This is a genomic window from Rhodoferax sp., from assembly GCF_013297935.1.
Taxonomy (GTDB): domain Bacteria; phylum Pseudomonadota; class Gammaproteobacteria; order Burkholderiales; family Burkholderiaceae_C; genus Allorhodoferax.
Genome location: NZ_JAAFIX010000011.1, coordinates 78,400 through 94,008 on the forward strand (window position 1 = coordinate 78,400; position 15,609 = coordinate 94,008).

Here is a 15,609-nt window from a genome sequence, read left to right on the forward strand (position 1 = left end):
CTTCGCTTACAGGGTACGGGCGATCTCTTTGACTTCAAAGAATTCGAGCTGATCGCTTTCCTTGATGTCGTTGTAGTTCTTGAGCTTGATACCGCACTCGAAGCCTTCTTTCACTTCGCGAACGTCGTCCTTCATGCGCTTCAAAGAGTCCAACTCGCCGGTGTAGATCACCACGTTCTCGCGCAACAGACGGAAATGGGCATTGCGGGTCACGTAACCATTGGTCACCATACAACCCGCCACCGTACCGATCTTGGAGGCCACAAACACGGTGCGGATCTCGGCTGTACCGATGACTTCTTCGCGCTTCTCTGGCGCCAACATGCCGGACATCGCTGCCTTCAACTCATCCACGGCGTCGTAAATGATGTTGTAGTAACGGATATCCACACCGTTGCCTTCAGCCAACTTGCGCGCGCCTGCATCGGCACGGGTGTTGAAGCCGATCACGATAGCCTTGGAGGCAATCGCCAAGTTGATGTCGGATTCGCTGATACCACCCACTGCGGAGTAGACCATCTGCACCTTGACCTCGTCGGTCGACAACTTGAGCAAGGACTGCGCGAGGGCTTCTTGCGAGCCCTGCACATCGGCCTTGACGATGATGGGAAGCATCTTGACGTCGCCGCCACCGATGTCCGCAAACATGTTTTCCAGTTTGGCTGCTTGCTGCTTGGCCAACTTGGTGTTGCGGAACTTGCCGGCACGGTAAGTAGAAATTTCACGGGCCCGACGCTCATCGGACATGACCATGAACTCATCACCTGCCTGCGGCACCTCGGTCAAGCCTTGGATTTCCACAGGGATGGACGGTCCGGCCGTCTCGATTTTGTGGCCGTTTTCGTCCAGCATGGCACGAACGCGACCGTAAGTCTGACCCGCCAACACCACATCACCGGCTTTGAGCGTACCCGACTGCACCAAGACGGTTGCGACAGGACCGCGGCCCTTGTCCAGCTTGGCTTCAATCACCAAGCCCTTGGCCATGGCTTCTACTGGGGCCTTCAGCTCCAACACTTCGGCTTGCAACAGCACTTGCTCAAGCAGGTCATCGATACCCATGCCGGTCTTGGAAGACACGGGCACGAATGGAGAATCGCCACCGTATTCTTCCGGCACGACTTCTTCAACGACCAACTCTTGCTTGACCCGCTCCAAATTGGCATCGGGCTTGTCGGCTTTGGTGATCGCAACCACCAGAGGAACGCCAGCCGCCTTGGCGTGCTTGATCGCTTCTTTGGTTTGCGGCATCACGCCGTCGTCGGCTGCAACTACCAGAATCACGATGTCGGTAGCCTGCGCACCACGGGCACGCATGGCGGTAAATGCCTCGTGACCCGGGGTATCTAGGAAAGACACCATGCCACGCGGCGTTTCCACGTGATAGGCACCGATGTGCTGGGTAATACCACCAGCCTCACCGGCGGCCACTTTGGCCCGACGAATGTAGTCCAGCAACGATGTCTTACCGTGGTCGACGTGACCCATCACGGTAACCACAGGTGCGCGGGGCAGCGAGATCGCTTCCTGGCCTTGGACTTCGTCGTCGGTAAATGCTTCCGGATCATCCAGCGCGGCAACAATAGCCTTGTGGCCCATTTCTTCCACCATGATCATGGCGGTGTCTTGGTCCAGAGGTTGGTTGATCGTCACCATCTGGCCCATTTTCATGAGCGCCTTGATCACTTCAGAGGCCTTGATGGCCATCTTGTGGGCCAACTCGGCCACCGTGATGGTTTCAGGCACGTGCACCTCAATGATGCGCGCTTCCACCGGTGCGGACTGCTGGTTGTGATGATCGTCACGATCGCGGTCGTTGCCACGACGACCCTTAGGACCTGCACGCCAGTTGCTGGAGCGCCCTGCCCCGGCAGACGTGTCGCCACGTGTCTTGAGTTCTTTCTTTTTGGCGGGATCGCCTGCCCAGCTACTGGACAGCTTGGCGGACTTGACCTCTTTGCCATTTCCGGCGGGAGCGCCTGTAGTCGCAGCACCAGGTGCAGGTTTTCCGGGCTTGGCCACTGCCGAGCCGTTGGCTGGCTTGTGCAATGTGCCTTTCATGCCGGCTTTGGCGTCTGCAGCGGGCTTGGGTTCTTCCACCTTCTTAGGGGCAACCATCACCTTCTTGGGGGCCGCCATCATGGAACGGATAGCAGCTGCTTCCGCTTCTGCTTTACGACGACGCTCGCCCAAATCAGCGGCACGTGCCGCCTCTTCGGCAGCGGCAGCCTTCGAGGCCTGCGCTGCAGCATTGGCACGCTCTTGCGCGGCAGCCTTGGCAGCCGCTTCAGCAGCTTGTACCACTGCCGCTGTATCAACAGCCGGAGCAACCATAGCAACCGGTTCGGCCTTCACAGAAACCTGGACCTGATCCTGGGCCTTGCGGGCAGCTGCGGCGGCAGCTTGGGCTTCGCGCTCTTGAGCGGCAGCTTGTTCAGCTGCAGCCTTAGCACGGGCTTCCTGCTCTTCACGCTCACGGCGGCGCTGGGCCAACTCTTCTTCCTGGCGACGGATCAACTCAGCCTGACGGCTGGCCTCTTCCTCACGGCGAGCCAGCTCCGCATCTTCTGCGGCTTGCGCAGCATTTGCAGCCACCAGATCTTGCTCTTCAACTTCCACGGTGCCTTCCACGCCATCATCACGGCGGACAAAAGTGCGCTTCTTGCGCACTTCCACCTGGATCGTGCGGGCCTTGCCGGTGGCATCAGCCTGCTTGATCTCGGTGGTCTGTTTTTTCACCAGCGTAATTTTTTTGCGTTCAGGGCTGGCAGTGCCATGGCTGTTTTGCAGGTAGCTCAGCAAGCTGTGCTTGTCTGCATCGGTCAGCGCATCGGAGGGAGACGCTTTGGGCACTCCCGCGGATTTCAGCTGCTCAAGCAGGGTGTCGGTAGATTTTTTGAGTTCATTGGCAAACTCGGCAACGGTCGTACTGGTCATATTCTGTGGAACCTTTCATGACCATTACTCTTGAGAGGCGGCGTCATTGGTAAACCAATGCTCGCGCGCCTTCATGATCAGGGCCTTGGCCTCGTCCGCAGACTGGCCGGTAATATCTGTCAATTCGTCGACGGCAAGGTCGGCCAGTTCGTCGCGGGTATGCACGCCGCCGTCTGCCAATTTGCCAATCAATTCGGGAGTCAAGCCTTCCAGGTCACGCAGATTCTGCGAGACTTCCTCTACGCTTTCCTCGTGTGCAATTTCCATGGTCAACAGTGCGTCTTTGGCACGGTTGCGCAGCTCATGCACAGTGTCTTCGTCAAAGGACTCGATTTCCAGCATCTCTTGTAGCGGCACATAGGCCACTTCTTCGAGGCTGGTGAAGCCTTCAGCGATCAGGATGTCGGCGATTTCTTCGTCCACATCCAGCTTTTCCATGAACAGCTTGCGTCCGGAATCTGTCTCGTTAGCCAGCTTCTGGGCGGACTCAGCGGCGTCCATGATGTTGATTTTCCAGCCGGTCAACTCCGCAGCCAGACGCACGTTCTGCCCACCACGACCGATAGCAATCGCCAGGTTTTCTTCGTCGACAACCACATCCATGGCGTGGCGCTCTTCGTCAACCACGATGGAAGACACGTTGGCAGGAGCCAAAGCGCCGATCACAAACTGGGCCGGATCTTCGCTCCAAAGGACGATGTCCACACGCTCGCCGGCCAACTCGTTCGTCACACCGTTCACGCGTGTACCACGAACACCCACACAGGTGCCGATGGGGTCAACGCGCTTGTCGTGCGACAACACAGCGATCTTGGCGCGGGAACCTGCATCACGGGCGCAAGACTTAATTTCCAGCAGACCTTGCTCGATTTCGGGCACTTCCTGGCGAAACAGCTCGATCATGAACTCTGGCGCCGAGCGCGACAACACAATCGGTGCGCCACGCAGGGTCAGGTCCACTTCCATGATCATGGCGCGAACGCGGTCACCCGTGCGGAGGTTTTCCTTCGGGATCATTTCGCTGCGGCGCAGGCGGCCTTCGACGCGGCCGGACTCGACAATGATGTCGCCCTTGTCCATGCGCTTGACGGTACCGACAAAAATCTTCTCACCGCGGGACATGAAGTCGTTGAGCAGCATTTCGCGCTCAGCATCGCGAATTTTTTGCAGAATAACTTGCTTGGCCGCCATGGCACCGATACGGCCGATAGGCACCGAAGCCACAGGCTCCTCGATGTACTCATCGACTTCAATGTCAGCGATTTGCTCTTTGGCTTCAAACAGCAAAATTTCCTGGTCAGGCAATTGCAGACCTGCCTCATCGGGCACCACATGCCAGCGGCGGAAGGTTTCGTAATTGCCGCTGTCGCGATCCAATGCGACGCGGATGTCCACATCACCGGCGTACAGCTTTTTAGTGGCTTGTGCCAAGGCTGCCTCGACGGCACCCAACACCACATCACGCTCCACGTTTTTCTCACGGGAAATTGCTTCAACCAGCATCAACAGTTCGCGATTCATGCCATGACTCTCCTGAACACTCTAATCAACCAATACAAATCGAATTCGGGGCGCGGGCGTTAAGCCTCATCCACCAGCGACTGGCCATTGCGGCCTTTGAAATTCACAATCGGGGCCAAACGGGCTTCGCGCAGCTCATCCAACGCAAAGCCGAGGGCTTGCAGTGGTGGCGGGACGCGCTGTTTACTGACTTTTTGACCGGGTTTGGGCTCAGGCGCATCGCTCCAGACGATCTGCCAGCCCACCGAAGCATCCGCAGCTACCACACGCTCCAGCGTGCCGCGGAATTTTTTGCGATTGGCGCTCACCTGCCCGTTGGCAGCAGCACCCATAGGTGCTTTCAAAGTGATGTCGATCACCTGACCGGCAAAACGCTCAAAGTCCTGCACATTGCGCAAAGGACGATCGATACCTGGAGAGGAAATTTCCAGTCGCTTGTATTCGATGCCATCGACCTCGAGCGCAAACTGCAACTGCCGATTAACTTTTTCGCAGTCCTCAACGTTGATGAACTGCTCCACAACAGGCTGCCCTTCAACAGGCGGAGTCCAGGGCAAATCGATGGTGATGCGCAGCAATCCTCCGGCGGAACGCTCGATCTCGATCAAGTCATATCCCAGCCCTGCCACGGTTTGTTCAACGATGTCCTGTAATGCCACGTCTGTAATGCCTGCCTGATGTGAGGATGAAAAACGATTGACCAAAAAAAACGGGCGGTAATTACCCGCCCGTTTGGTCGTGAGCTTTGGATTGTACTCGAAAAGCGCCCTAAAGCCCTTGATTCTTAAGGAAATTACCGGCTTGCAGCCAGCAATTTGGCGGTATAAGCATGCTGTGGGGCACTAAAGACATCCGCCAGCGCACCCGCCTCCACCGCACGCCCCTGGTGCATCACTACCACCCGGTGTGCCATGGCCTCCATGACCGCGACATCGTGGGTTATCAGTAGATATGACAAACCCCGGCTTTTTTGCAACCCTTGCAAGAGTCTCAAGACCTGCTGTGCCAAAGTGACATCCAAGGCACTGGTGGGCTCATCCAACACCAGGACCTCCGGCTCCACGACCAGTGCACGGGCAATCGCCAGCCGCTGACGCTGCCCGCCGGAAAACTGGTGCGGATAACGTTGCAACATGCCGGGAAACTGGGTTTCTGTGATGCCGACTGTCCGCAGTGCTTCCACCACCCGCCCTTGCCGCTCTGCCACGGAGGTACCTGCGTCATGGACATCCAGCCCCTCCCCGACCAGCTCTTCGACGGTCAGCCGCGGGGAAAGTGAAGAGAAAGGATCTTGAAATACCACTTGCACCTTTTTTCTCAGCGGCAGGTCTTGCCGGAATCGCCCTGACCACGCCACACCGCCCACAGAAACCGCGCCGGAATACCCCACCAACCCCAACGCAGCGAGGGCCAGCGTAGATTTGCCTGAACCGGACTCCCCCACCACGCCCAGTGTTTCCCCCCGTCGCAACACCAGATCGACCTGCTGTACGGCGGGAAAGCGACCACGGGAAAACCAGCCGCGCCAGCCGCCCTGAGCCACCGGGTAGTTCACGCACACGCCCCGAGCCTCCAGCACGACAGGCGCATCCGCTACCACCGGCGCGACGTCGCGCACAGGCAGGCTGTCCAGCAACTCGCGGGTGTAACGGTGCTGCGGCGCTGCAAAAACCTCTGCCACAGAACCTTGCTCCACCACACAGCCCTGCTCCATCACGGCAACCCGATCTGCGAACTTGCGGACTAGGTGCAGATCATGGGTAATCAAAAGCACCGCCATGCCTTTTCGCACCTGCAGTTCAGCCAACAAATCCAGGATCTGCTGGCGGACGCTGACATCCAGGGCCGTGGTGGGTTCGTCCGCGAGCAACAAGCGGGGTGAGCATGCCAAGGCCATGGCGATCATGGCGCGCTGACGTTGCCCACCCGATAGCTGGTGGGGATAAGCTTTCGCCCGACGGGCGGGCTCCTCAATGCCGGTGTCCGCTATTAAATTAATAGCTAATCGCACAGATTCCTCGCGGGCTAGCCCCTCTTTTTCTTGCAAAATCTCTGCTATTTGCTCACCGATGGTGAACAGTGGATTCAACGCGGTCATGGGCTCCTGAAACACCATGGCGATGTCCCGCCCCCGGATGGGGCGAAGTTGCTGCTCCGGTAGCGCCAGAAGATCGACCATCCCGGTCGTAGCCGCAAACCGGGCGGAACCACCGGTGCGCGCGCCTTGCGCCAAGCCCAGCAACGCCAGCGCGGTCATGGTTTTGCCGGAACCCGACTCCCCTACCAATGCAAGCTTCTCCCCTTCGCGGATCGCAAAGTCAATTCCCTTGACCACCTCACTACCGCCGAATGAAACCCGGAGCTGCTCTACCTGCAGCAAAAGCGGGGCGAGGCTCATGCGTCCTGCTTTCTGGGATCGAGTGCGTCCCGTAAGGCATCACCCATCAGGGTGAGCAACAACAAACTGACCACCAACACCGCAAACGTGGACAACGATATCCACCAGGCATCGATATTGTTCTTGCCCTGTGACAGTAACTCCCCCAGCGAGGGAGTGCCTGGTGGGACCCCAAGCCCCAGAAAATCGAGCGAGGTCAGCGCAAGAATTGCACCGCTCATCCGGAAGGGTAAAAAGGTAACGACCGGCGTCAAACTGTTGGGCAAGATGTGCCGGGTCATGATGACGCGGTCCGACACCCCCAGCGCCCGCGCAGCCCGCACATAGTCAAGTTGCCGGTTCCGCAAAAATTCCGCCCGCACATAGTCCGAGAGCCCCATCCAGCCGAAGAGGCTCAACAACACCCACAGCAAGCCCACACTGGGCGTGAATACCGCGCTGAAAATAATGAGCAGGTACAACTCGGGCATGGAGCCCCAGACCTCAATGGCCCGCTGCATGACAAGGTCGGTTCTACCTGCAAAGTAGCCCTGCACCGCGCCGGCCAGCACACCGAGCACCACACCGGTGACCGTAAGCGCCAAGGCAAACAGCACACTGACCCGAAAGCCGTAAATCAGTTGCGCCAATAAATCGCGACCCCGGTCATCCGTACCCAGCCAATTTGCGCTGCTTGGCGGCGCTGGGTTGGGCGCAGTGGCAAAGTAATTCAGCGTCTTCGGGCCATAGCGGTTGGGTGCAAAAAGTGCCCAGTTGCCTTCCTGCGCCAAGCGCTGCTGGATAAACGGGTCCAAATAATCTGTCGGCGTGGCGAAATCCCCGCCGAACGTGGTTTCCGGATAATCGCGAACCAAGGGCCAGTACGCCTCTCCTTGGTACACCACCACCAGAGGCCGGTCGTTGGACACCAACTCGGCACACAGACTCAGCACCACCAAGCCTGCAAAAAGCAGCAAGCTGGCAAAGCCCAAGCGGTTGCGCCTGAAGCGTCGCCAGGCGCGGGCCACGGGGCCCGGGTTATTCGAAGGTGACACGGGGATCCGCCCAGGCGTAACAGAGGTCGGATACCAATTTGGTCACCAACCCCATGAGGGTAAAAAGATACAGCGTGCCCATCACAACGGGGTAGTCGCGGCGGATCACACTCTCGTAGCTCAGCAGGCCTAGCCCATCCAGCGAAAACTGGGTCTCGATCAGCAATGAACCGGTAAAGAAAGCCCCGATAAATGCGGCAGGAAAACCCGTCACGATGGGGATGAGTGCATTGCGCATCACGTGCTTCCACAGGACTGCGCGCTCAGGCAATCCTTTGGCACGGGCCGTCAACACATATTGCTTGCGGATTTCTTCCAAAAACGAGTTTTTGGTCAACATGGTGATGGTGGCAAAACTCCCCATCACCATGGCGGTCACCGGCATGGCGATGTGCCACAGATAGTCCACCACCCTTGCCCCCCAGCTCAAGCTCTCCCAGTTTGACGAGGTAAGGCCCCGCAGCGGGAACCATTGCAGCTGCCCACCGAACACAACCAACAGGGCCACGCCCAGCACAAAGCCCGGGATAGCAAACCCCACCAGCACTATTGAGCTGGTGACCAGATCGAAACGCGACCCCGCCCGCACTGCCTTGGCAATCCCCAAGGGCACCGCGATGGCGTAGCTGATAAAAAATGTCCACAGGCCGAGGCTCATGGACACCGGCAGCTTCTCCCAGATCAGTTCCGAGACCTTGCGATTCTGGAAAAAGCTGGTTCCCAGGTCAAAACGGGCGAACTGCTGCAGCATGTGCCAAAAACGCTCAGGGGCCGGCTTGTCAAAGCCGTACAAGGCCTTGGCTAACTCCAGGCGCTTGGGATCCACACCCTGCGCGCCGCGATAGCTCAGCCCGCCCTCGGCGCCGACACTGCCACCGGCCTTGGCTTCAGCCAGGTACTGCTCCACCGGCCCGCCGGGCACAAACTGCACCACGACAAAGGTCAGCAACAACACCCCGAACAGGGTGGGCACCATCAGCAGCAAGCGCTTGAGTGTGTAAGACAGAAGATTCATGGTTGCTTGGCCCACCAGGTATCAATGGCCCAGCCCTCACCGGCTGCATAGGGGGGCATGGCGGCAGGCTTGTCCAGGCGCCAGTGGTTGTAGGCCAGGCGGTGGCTGCTGGCCGACCACTGAGGTACCAGCACATGGCTGTGGGCTATCACGCGGTCTAAAGCACGACAGGCCGGCAAAAGTGCACTCTTGGAGTTGGCGGAAGTCATGGTTTGAATCAGCGCGTCCACTGCAGCATTGCGAACTCCACTCAGATTGCCCGAGTCCTCCTGCCCGGCGGCCTTGCTGCCGAACAAGTCTACGAACTCCTGCCCGGGATTCTGCGTACCCGCATAGGCGATGGATGTGATTTCAAACTCAAACTTTTGCAGGCGCTGTTGGTAGAGCGCAAAGTCCACCGGCCGGAAGTTGAGCTTGACGCCAATCTTCTCCAGGTTGCGGGCCCAGGGAGTCACGACCCGCACACCGCTCTCATTGCTATCGAGGTACTCCAACTCCAGAGTCTGGCCTTGGGCATTGCGCAAAGCGCCATCCCTGAACGTCCAGCCCGCCTCGCGCAACAGCTCCTGGGCCACCCGAAGGTTGTCACGCAGACTGCGATCCCCATCGGTACGGGGCGCTACAGCCATGGGGCCGAATGCCGCAGGTGGCACGTTCGCACGCAATGGAGAGAGCAAAGCCAGTTCAGCCGGCGACGGCAGACCCGTGGCTTGGCACGCCGTGTTGCCAAACAAACCTTGCACGCGCTGGTAAGCGCCGTAAAACATCTGCCGGTTCATCCACTCGTAATCCAAAGCCAAGCCCAGTGCCTGGCGCACTCTCACATCTTGCAGTTTGGGGGAACGGGTGTTGAGCACATAGCTCTGGAACCCGGTGGGCAAGGTATGGCGGAACTCTTCTTTCACGAGCTCGCCGGTGTCAAACTTGCGACCGGTGACGCGCCGGGCCCAGTCACCCGCTGAAAAGAAACGCATCAAGTCGAACTCGCCGGCCTTCAAGGCCTCAAGCCGTGCGGTGCTGTCTTTGTAAATTTTGACGGTAATGCGGTCGAAATTGGCCGTACCGCGGCGCACAGGCAGATCGCGCGCCCAATACTGAGGGTCGCGCACATAAGTGATGTCTTTGCCGAAATTCACTGGCCCGACCTTGTAGGGACCGCTCCCGATGGGGACCTCCATCACGATCTGATCAAAGGGCTTGGCGACGCCCCCTACCTCCCCCCACCGGTGGCTGAAAACCGGCAAACCGCCCACGGTCAAGGGCAGCTCCCGGTTGGGCTTCGCAAATCGATAGCGCACGGTGCGTGCGTCCAGAACCTCGGCCGCCACGACCTCTTCCAGCAGACTGCGGTAGCCCGGTGCTGCCTGCGCACTTTTGAGCATGTCAAAGCTATGTTTGACATCCCGTGCCAGCACCGGGTCCCCGTTGTGAAAGCGCGCTTCGGGGCGCAGCACAAAGGTGGCACTCAAACGGTCCGGCGACACCGACACGTCCTGCGCCAGCAAGCCGTAACCGGCCGCAGTTTCGTCCAACGCTCCGGCGAGCAGGCTGTCAAACATTAAGTTGCTCAAATACGCCGGTGCCGAGCCTTTCACGGTGAAGGGGTTGTACTTGTCAAAGGTAGACACCCGCAAGTTACTCACCAGACGCAACTCCCCTCCCTTGGGGGCAGCCGGATTCACGTAGCTGAAATGTGCGAACCCTGCGGGATATTGCAGGTCCCCCCACAACGCATAGCCGTGGGCAGCCCACGTGTTGCACGCCGCAAAACTCCAGAGAAATAGTGCCCAAATCCGCATGCGACAATTCTGCACCAGACCACGCATTTTTAAGAGGACGATATGGGCTTTTTAGCAGGCAAGAAGTTGTTGATTACCGGGGTGCTGTCGAACCGCTCCATCGCCTATGGCATCGCCAAAGCGTGCAAAGAACAAGGCGCCGAATTGGCGTTCAGCTATGTAGGCGAGCGCTTCAAAGACCGCATCACTGAGTTTGCAGCAGACTTCGACTCCAAGCTGGTGTTCGACTGCGATGTAGGCAGCGACGAGCAGATCGACCAGTTGTTCAAAGACTTGTCGACACACTGGCCCACGTTTGACGGATTTGTGCACAGCATCGGCTTTGCCCCCCGCGAAGCGATTGCCGGCAACTTCCTGGACGGCCTGACGCGCGAGAACTTCAAAATTGCGCACGACATCAGCGCGTACAGCTTTCCGGCAATGGCCAAAGCAGCCCTGCCCTACCTGAACCCGAAAGCAGCCTTGCTCACCCTGTCGTACCTGGGTGCTGAGCGCATCATCCCCAACTACAACACCATGGGTTTGGCCAAAGCCTCGCTCGAAGCCAGCGTGCGCTACCTCGCCGAAGCCGTGGGTCCCAAAGGCATCCGGGTCAACGGCATCAGCGCCGGCCCCATCAAGACGCTAGCAGCCAGTGGCATTAAAGACTTCAGCAAACTGCTCAACATGGTGGCAGGTGCATCACCCATCCGCCGCAACGTCACCATTGAAGACGTGGGCAATGTGGCCGCCTTTATGTTGAGCGACTTGGCCGGCGGCGTCACTGCCGAAATCACGTATGTGGACGGTGGCTACAGCCAGACCATGGGCGTGACGACCGAGCCCGCAGCGGGCTGATTTAAGCCAAATCCGGCTCTAGCCCCTATGGATGCTGCGCGGGCAGCTCCTAAAAAAATAGCGCTAATGCCATCGCATTAGCGCTATTTTTGTTAGTGAGCCCCCTAGGGGGCGTACGCTCAGGCTTTGACGCAGTCGGCGTAGTAACGCAGTTTGCCGTCTTCCCCCACCTCGCTCACCAGACCGTGCACATCGGTCTCAAAGCCAGGGCACTGGGCGTTGAATTCGCGTGAGAACTTGAGGTAGTCCACCACTTTCTTGTTGAAGACCTCACCGGGAATCAACAAGGGAATGCCCGGCGGGTAGGGTGTGACCATGCCCACCGACACGCGGCCTTCCAGGTGGTCGATTTCCACCCGCTCGGTCTTGCGCAGTGCAATATGGGCGTATGCGTCGCTGGGCTTCATGGCCGGGGTCAGGTCACTGAGGTACACCTCGGTGGTCAGGCGGGCAATATCAAACTTGGCATACAGCTGGTGAATGTGGTGGCACAGGTCCGCCAATCCCATCTTCTCGTAGCGCGGATACTTTTGCACAAACTCAGGCAGCACACGCCACATGGGTTGGTTTTTGGCGTAGTCGTCCTTGAACTGCTGCAAGGCAGTCAACATGCTGTTCCAGCGGCCCTTGGTAATGCCGATGGTGAACATGATGAAGAAACTGTACAGGCCGGTCTTCTCCACCACCACACCGTGCTCCGCCAGGAACTTGGTCACGATGGAGGCAGGAATACCGGTCTTGGCGAACTTGCCGTTCAGGTCCAGACCCGGAGTCACGATGGTGGACTTGATCGGGTCCAGCATATTGAAGCCGGACGCCAGTTTGCCAAAACCATGCCAGTTGGCTTTTGCAGACTTGGCTTCCCCCTTGATGATCCAGTCTGCCGCTTTGCCGATACCTTCGTCGGCCAGCTTGTCCGGGCCCCAAACCTTGAACCACCAGTCATCACCGTACTCTTCGTCCACCTTGCGCATGGCACGGCGGAAGTCCAAGGCTTCAGCAATACTCTCTTCCACCAGCGCGGTACCACCGGGCGGCTCCATCATGGCAGCAGCCACGTCGCAGCTGGCAATGATGCTGTACTGCGGACTGGTGCTGGTGTGCATCAGATAGGCCTCATTAAAGAGGTGCTTGTCGAGCTTGACCGTCTGCGAGTCCTGCACCAGCACGTGGCTGGCTTGGCTGATGCCGGCCAATAGCTTGTGGATGGACTGCGTGCTGTAAACCACGGCTTCTTTGGGGCGCGCGCGGTTCTTGCCCATGGCGTGGTAGGTGCCATAGAAGGGGTGAAAGGCTGCGTGCGGCAACCAGGCTTCGTCAAAGTGGATGTTTTCCACATAGCCGTCCAGCATGGTTTTGATCGTTTCGGTGTTGTAGAGCACGCCGTCGTAGGTGCTCTGCGTTAGCGTCAAAATGCGTGGCTTGACCTTTTTGGCATCCACGCCCTGGAGCAAGGGGTTGGCTTTGATCTTGGCGCGAATGGTTTCCGGCTCAAATTCGCTTTGCGGAATCGGCCCGATGATGCCGAAGTGGTTGCGCGTCGGCTTCAAAAAAACAGGGATAGCACCCGTCATGATGATGGCGTGCAGATTGCTCTTGTGGCAGTTGCGGTCCACGATCACGATGTCACCCGGTGCCACGGTGTGGTGCCACACCATCTTGTTCGAGGTGGAGGTGCCGTTGGTCACAAAGAAGCAGTGATCGGCATTGAAGATACGGGCCGCATTGCGCTCAGATGCACCAATGGCACCGTTGTGGTCCAGCAGTTGGCCCAGTTCTTCCACCGCGTTGCACACATCGGCGCGCAGCATGTTTTCACCATAAAACTGGTGGTACATCTGGCCCACTGGGCTCTTCAAGAAGGCCACGCCTCCGGAGTGACCGGGGCAGTGCCAGCTGTAGGAGCCATCTTCGGCGTAGTCGAGCAGCGCCTTAAAGAATGGCGGCTGCACGCCCTCCAGGTAACCCTTGGCTTCCCGGATGATGTGGCGCGCCACGAACTCCGGCGTGTCTTCAAACATGTGAATAAAGCCATGCAGTTCGCGCAGGATGTCGTTGGGAATGTGGCGGCTGGTTTTGGTCTCGCCGTACACATAAATAGGCACGTCAAGATTTTTACGGCGAACTTCTTCAATAAAGTGGCGCAAGTTCAAGACTGCGGGGTCCAGATCCGGCCCGGGAGTGAACTCTTCGTCGTCAATCGACAAAATGAAAGCGCTGGCACGGCTCTGCTGCTGCGCAAACTGGCTCAAATCACCGTAGCTGGTGACGCCAAGCACCTCAAAACCTTCAGACTCAATCGCCTGCGCCAGGGCACGGATGCCCAGACCCGACGTGTTTTCCGAGCGGAAATCTTCGTCAATGATGATGATGGGAAAGCGAAACTTCATCTACAGGCTCCAACAACGGGCTAAAAATAGCAAACAGGCGCGAAGTGTAAGGACTAAATGTGGCAAGCCGGCGGCACTGACTTGCAATTGGCCCACAATGTGGCGTCATCAATACAACTGGAGTCCCTGTCATGTCGGAACCCAACCTCTGGTGGCTCGTCGTCGGTGTGCTGGTCGCGCTGGAGCTATTCACTGGAACCTTTTACTTATTGATGCTCGGGCTCGGCGCCGCCGCCGCGGCGTTGGTAGCCTACTCTGGTGCGAGCGTTGCTGTGCAACTGGTCTCAGCCGCCGTGGTCGGAGGCGGCGCCGTCTCGCTGTGGCACCTTCGCCGCACCCGGCCGGGCGCAGAGCTGCCAGCTCAGTCGAACCCCAACGTCAATCTGGATATTGGAGAAATCGTGCAAGTGGGCCAATGGAGCCCTGACGGCACAGCCCAAGTGCACTACCGGGGTGCCGCATGGACCGTCATGCACCGGCCCGGCATCAACCCCACGGGGGGAGCCCATCGGGTTGCAGAAATGGTGGGAAACCGCCTGTTGGTAGACAAAGCTTAACGAGGGAAACTTATGGAAATCGCAATCATTGTTCTAGTCATCGCCATCATTTTCGTGTCGCGGTCCGTCAAGGTCGTGCCACAGCAGCACGCTTGGGTTATTGAGCGCTTGGGCAAGTACCACGGCACCCTGACTCCCGGCCTGAACTTTCTGGTGCCCTTTATCGACCGCGTCGCCTACAAGCATGTGCTCAAAGAAATTCCACTCGACATTGCCAGCCAGGTTTGCATCACCAAGGACAACACCCAGCTGCAGGTGGATGGCATCTTGTACTTCCAAGTCACCGACGCCATGCGTGCGAGCTATGGCTCCAGTAACTACATCATCGCCATTTCTCAGCTGGCGCAAACCTCGCTGCGCTCCGTCATCGGAAAGCTGGAGCTGGACAAAACGTTCGAGGAGCGTGACATCATCAATGCGCAAGTTGTTGCAGCGATTGATGAGGCCGCGCTCAATTGGGGCGTCAAGGTGCTGCGTTACGAAATCAAAGATCTGACACCCCCAAAGGAAATCTTGCACGCCATGCAAGCCCAAATCACCGCCGAGCGCGAAAAGCGTGCACTGATAGCCGCCTCGGAAGGCCGCCGTCAGGAGCAAATCAATATTGCGACCGGCGAGCGCGAGGCGTTTATTGCCCGCTCTGAAGGTGAGAAGCAAGCAGCCATCAACAGCGCCCAAGGCGAGGCCGCGTCCATCACCGCGGTGGCGGAAGCCACTGCCAATGCGATTGAGCGTATTGCAGCGGCCATCCGGCAGCCTGGCGGAGAGCAAGCAGTTCAGCTCAAGGTTGCTGAGCGCGCAGTTGATGCCTATGCCAAGGTGGCCGCCGATGCCACCACCACCCTCATCATCCCCGGCAACATGAGCGAAGTGTCCGGTTTGATCGCCACGGCCATGAAAATGGTTCAGTCCAGCAAATAAGCAGGAAACGGGCAACAAAAAAGCCCGTAGTGCGTAACACTACGGGCTATCTGTTTCTGGCGGAGCAGGCGGGATTCGAACCCGCGGTGGGTTTTACCCCACGCACGCTTTCCAGGCGTGTGACTTAAACCACTCATCCACCGCTCCTAAGCCTCGTATTCTAGCCCGTTATTTCGAGCATTCCGGAAGAAACCTTAATC

The 15,609-nt window shown here is 58.4% G+C and carries 11 protein-coding genes and 1 tRNA gene; 3 read left to right on the forward strand and 9 right to left on the reverse strand.

Translation table 11 applies throughout. The features are described from left to right. Positions 1-6 precede the first annotated feature (6 nt). The 7 genes from infB to QZW03_RS14500 form a co-directional block, all read right to left on the reverse strand. Complete coding sequence (gene infB, locus QZW03_RS14470; protein WP_296510721.1) at positions 7-2,937, reverse strand: translation initiation factor IF-2; 2,931 nt, start codon at positions 2,935-2,937, stop codon at positions 7-9. Positions 2,938-2,961: 24 nt separating this feature from the next. After that, on the reverse strand, positions 2,962-4,458 hold the full coding sequence (gene nusA / locus QZW03_RS14475; RefSeq protein ID WP_296510722.1) for a transcription termination factor NusA: 1,497 nt from the start codon (positions 4,456-4,458) through the stop codon (positions 2,962-2,964). Positions 4,459-4,517: 59 nt separating this feature from the next. Further along, the gene (gene rimP / locus QZW03_RS14480) at positions 4,518-5,117 is read right to left on the reverse strand and encodes a ribosome maturation factor RimP (protein WP_296510723.1); all 600 of its coding nucleotides are present in this window, start codon (positions 5,115-5,117) and stop codon (positions 4,518-4,520) included. Between the two features lie 134 nt (positions 5,118-5,251). Continuing rightward, positions 5,252-6,856, reverse strand: coding sequence for a dipeptide ABC transporter ATP-binding protein (locus QZW03_RS14485; RefSeq protein ID WP_296510724.1), 1,605 nt, complete (start codon positions 6,854-6,856; stop codon positions 5,252-5,254). Continuing rightward, the gene (locus QZW03_RS14490; RefSeq protein ID WP_296510757.1) at positions 6,853-7,896 is read right to left on the reverse strand and encodes an ABC transporter permease; all 1,044 of its coding nucleotides are present in this window, start codon (positions 7,894-7,896) and stop codon (positions 6,853-6,855) included. Before QZW03_RS14490 ends, QZW03_RS14485 begins: the two co-directional genes overlap by 4 nt. Beyond that, positions 7,874-8,905 (reverse strand): ABC transporter permease subunit, encoded by a 1,032-nt coding sequence (locus tag QZW03_RS14495; protein ID WP_296510725.1) that lies wholly within the window; start codon positions 8,903-8,905, stop codon positions 7,874-7,876. Before QZW03_RS14495 ends, QZW03_RS14490 begins: the two co-directional genes overlap by 23 nt. After that, positions 8,902-10,704 carry an extracellular solute-binding protein gene (locus tag QZW03_RS14500; protein ID WP_296510726.1) on the reverse strand — a complete coding sequence of 601 codons (1,803 nt, stop codon included), beginning with the start codon at positions 10,702-10,704 and terminating at the stop codon, positions 8,902-8,904. Before QZW03_RS14500 ends, QZW03_RS14495 begins: the two co-directional genes overlap by 4 nt. Before the next feature lie 42 nt (positions 10,705-10,746). On the opposite strand from QZW03_RS14500, the gene fabI reads away from it, so the two are divergent. Beyond that, positions 10,747-11,541, forward strand: a complete 795-nt coding sequence (gene fabI, locus QZW03_RS14505) for an enoyl-ACP reductase FabI (RefSeq protein ID WP_296510727.1) — start codon at positions 10,747-10,749, stop codon at positions 11,539-11,541. A 119-nt stretch (positions 11,542-11,660) separates the two neighbouring features. On the opposite strand, the gene QZW03_RS14510 is transcribed toward fabI, so the two are convergent. Further along, positions 11,661-13,931, reverse strand: coding sequence for an arginine/lysine/ornithine decarboxylase (locus QZW03_RS14510; protein ID WP_296510728.1), 2,271 nt, complete (start codon positions 13,929-13,931; stop codon positions 11,661-11,663). Between the two features lie 131 nt (positions 13,932-14,062). On the opposite strand from QZW03_RS14510, the gene QZW03_RS14515 reads away from it, so the two are divergent. Together QZW03_RS14515 and QZW03_RS14520 are read left to right on the forward strand one after the other, a co-directional pair. Beyond that, positions 14,063-14,488: an NfeD family protein gene (locus QZW03_RS14515; RefSeq protein WP_296510729.1), complete on the forward strand. Its 426-nt coding sequence runs from the start codon at positions 14,063-14,065 to the stop codon at positions 14,486-14,488. Between the two features lie 12 nt (positions 14,489-14,500). Continuing rightward, entirely contained in the window at positions 14,501-15,409 is a 909-nt protein-coding gene (locus QZW03_RS14520) for a stomatin-like protein (protein WP_296510730.1), read from the forward strand. A gap of 57 nt (positions 15,410-15,466) precedes the next feature. Here the strand turns inward: QZW03_RS14520 and QZW03_RS14525 are convergent. Then, positions 15,467-15,556 (reverse strand) — tRNA-Ser (locus QZW03_RS14525). Positions 15,557-15,609 lie beyond the last annotated feature (53 nt).

Bases quoted from the DNA above. Each gene is read 5' to 3' on its own strand.
- QZW03_RS14510 (WP_296510728.1), bottom strand. From the start codon at position 13,931: ATGAAGTTTCGCTTTCCCATCATCATCATTGACGAAGATTTCCGCTCG.
- infB (WP_296510721.1), bottom strand. From the start codon at position 2,937: ATGACCAGTACGACCGTTGCCGAGTTTGCCAATGAACTCAAAAAATCT.
- nusA (WP_296510722.1), bottom strand. From the start codon at position 4,458: ATGAATCGCGAACTGTTGATGCTGGTTGAAGCAATTTCCCGTGAGAAA.
- QZW03_RS14495 (WP_296510725.1), bottom strand. From the start codon at position 8,905: ATGAATCTTCTGTCTTACACACTCAAGCGCTTGCTGCTGATGGTGCCC.
- QZW03_RS14500 (WP_296510726.1), bottom strand. From the start codon at position 10,704: ATGCGGATTTGGGCACTATTTCTCTGGAGTTTTGCGGCGTGCAACACG.
- QZW03_RS14515 (WP_296510729.1), top strand. From the start codon at position 14,063: ATGTCGGAACCCAACCTCTGGTGGCTCGTCGTCGGTGTGCTGGTCGCG.
- fabI (WP_296510727.1), top strand. From the start codon at position 10,747: ATGGGCTTTTTAGCAGGCAAGAAGTTGTTGATTACCGGGGTGCTGTCG.
- QZW03_RS14485 (WP_296510724.1), bottom strand. From the start codon at position 6,856: ATGAGCCTCGCCCCGCTTTTGCTGCAGGTAGAGCAGCTCCGGGTTTCA.
- QZW03_RS14520 (WP_296510730.1), top strand. From the start codon at position 14,501: ATGGAAATCGCAATCATTGTTCTAGTCATCGCCATCATTTTCGTGTCG.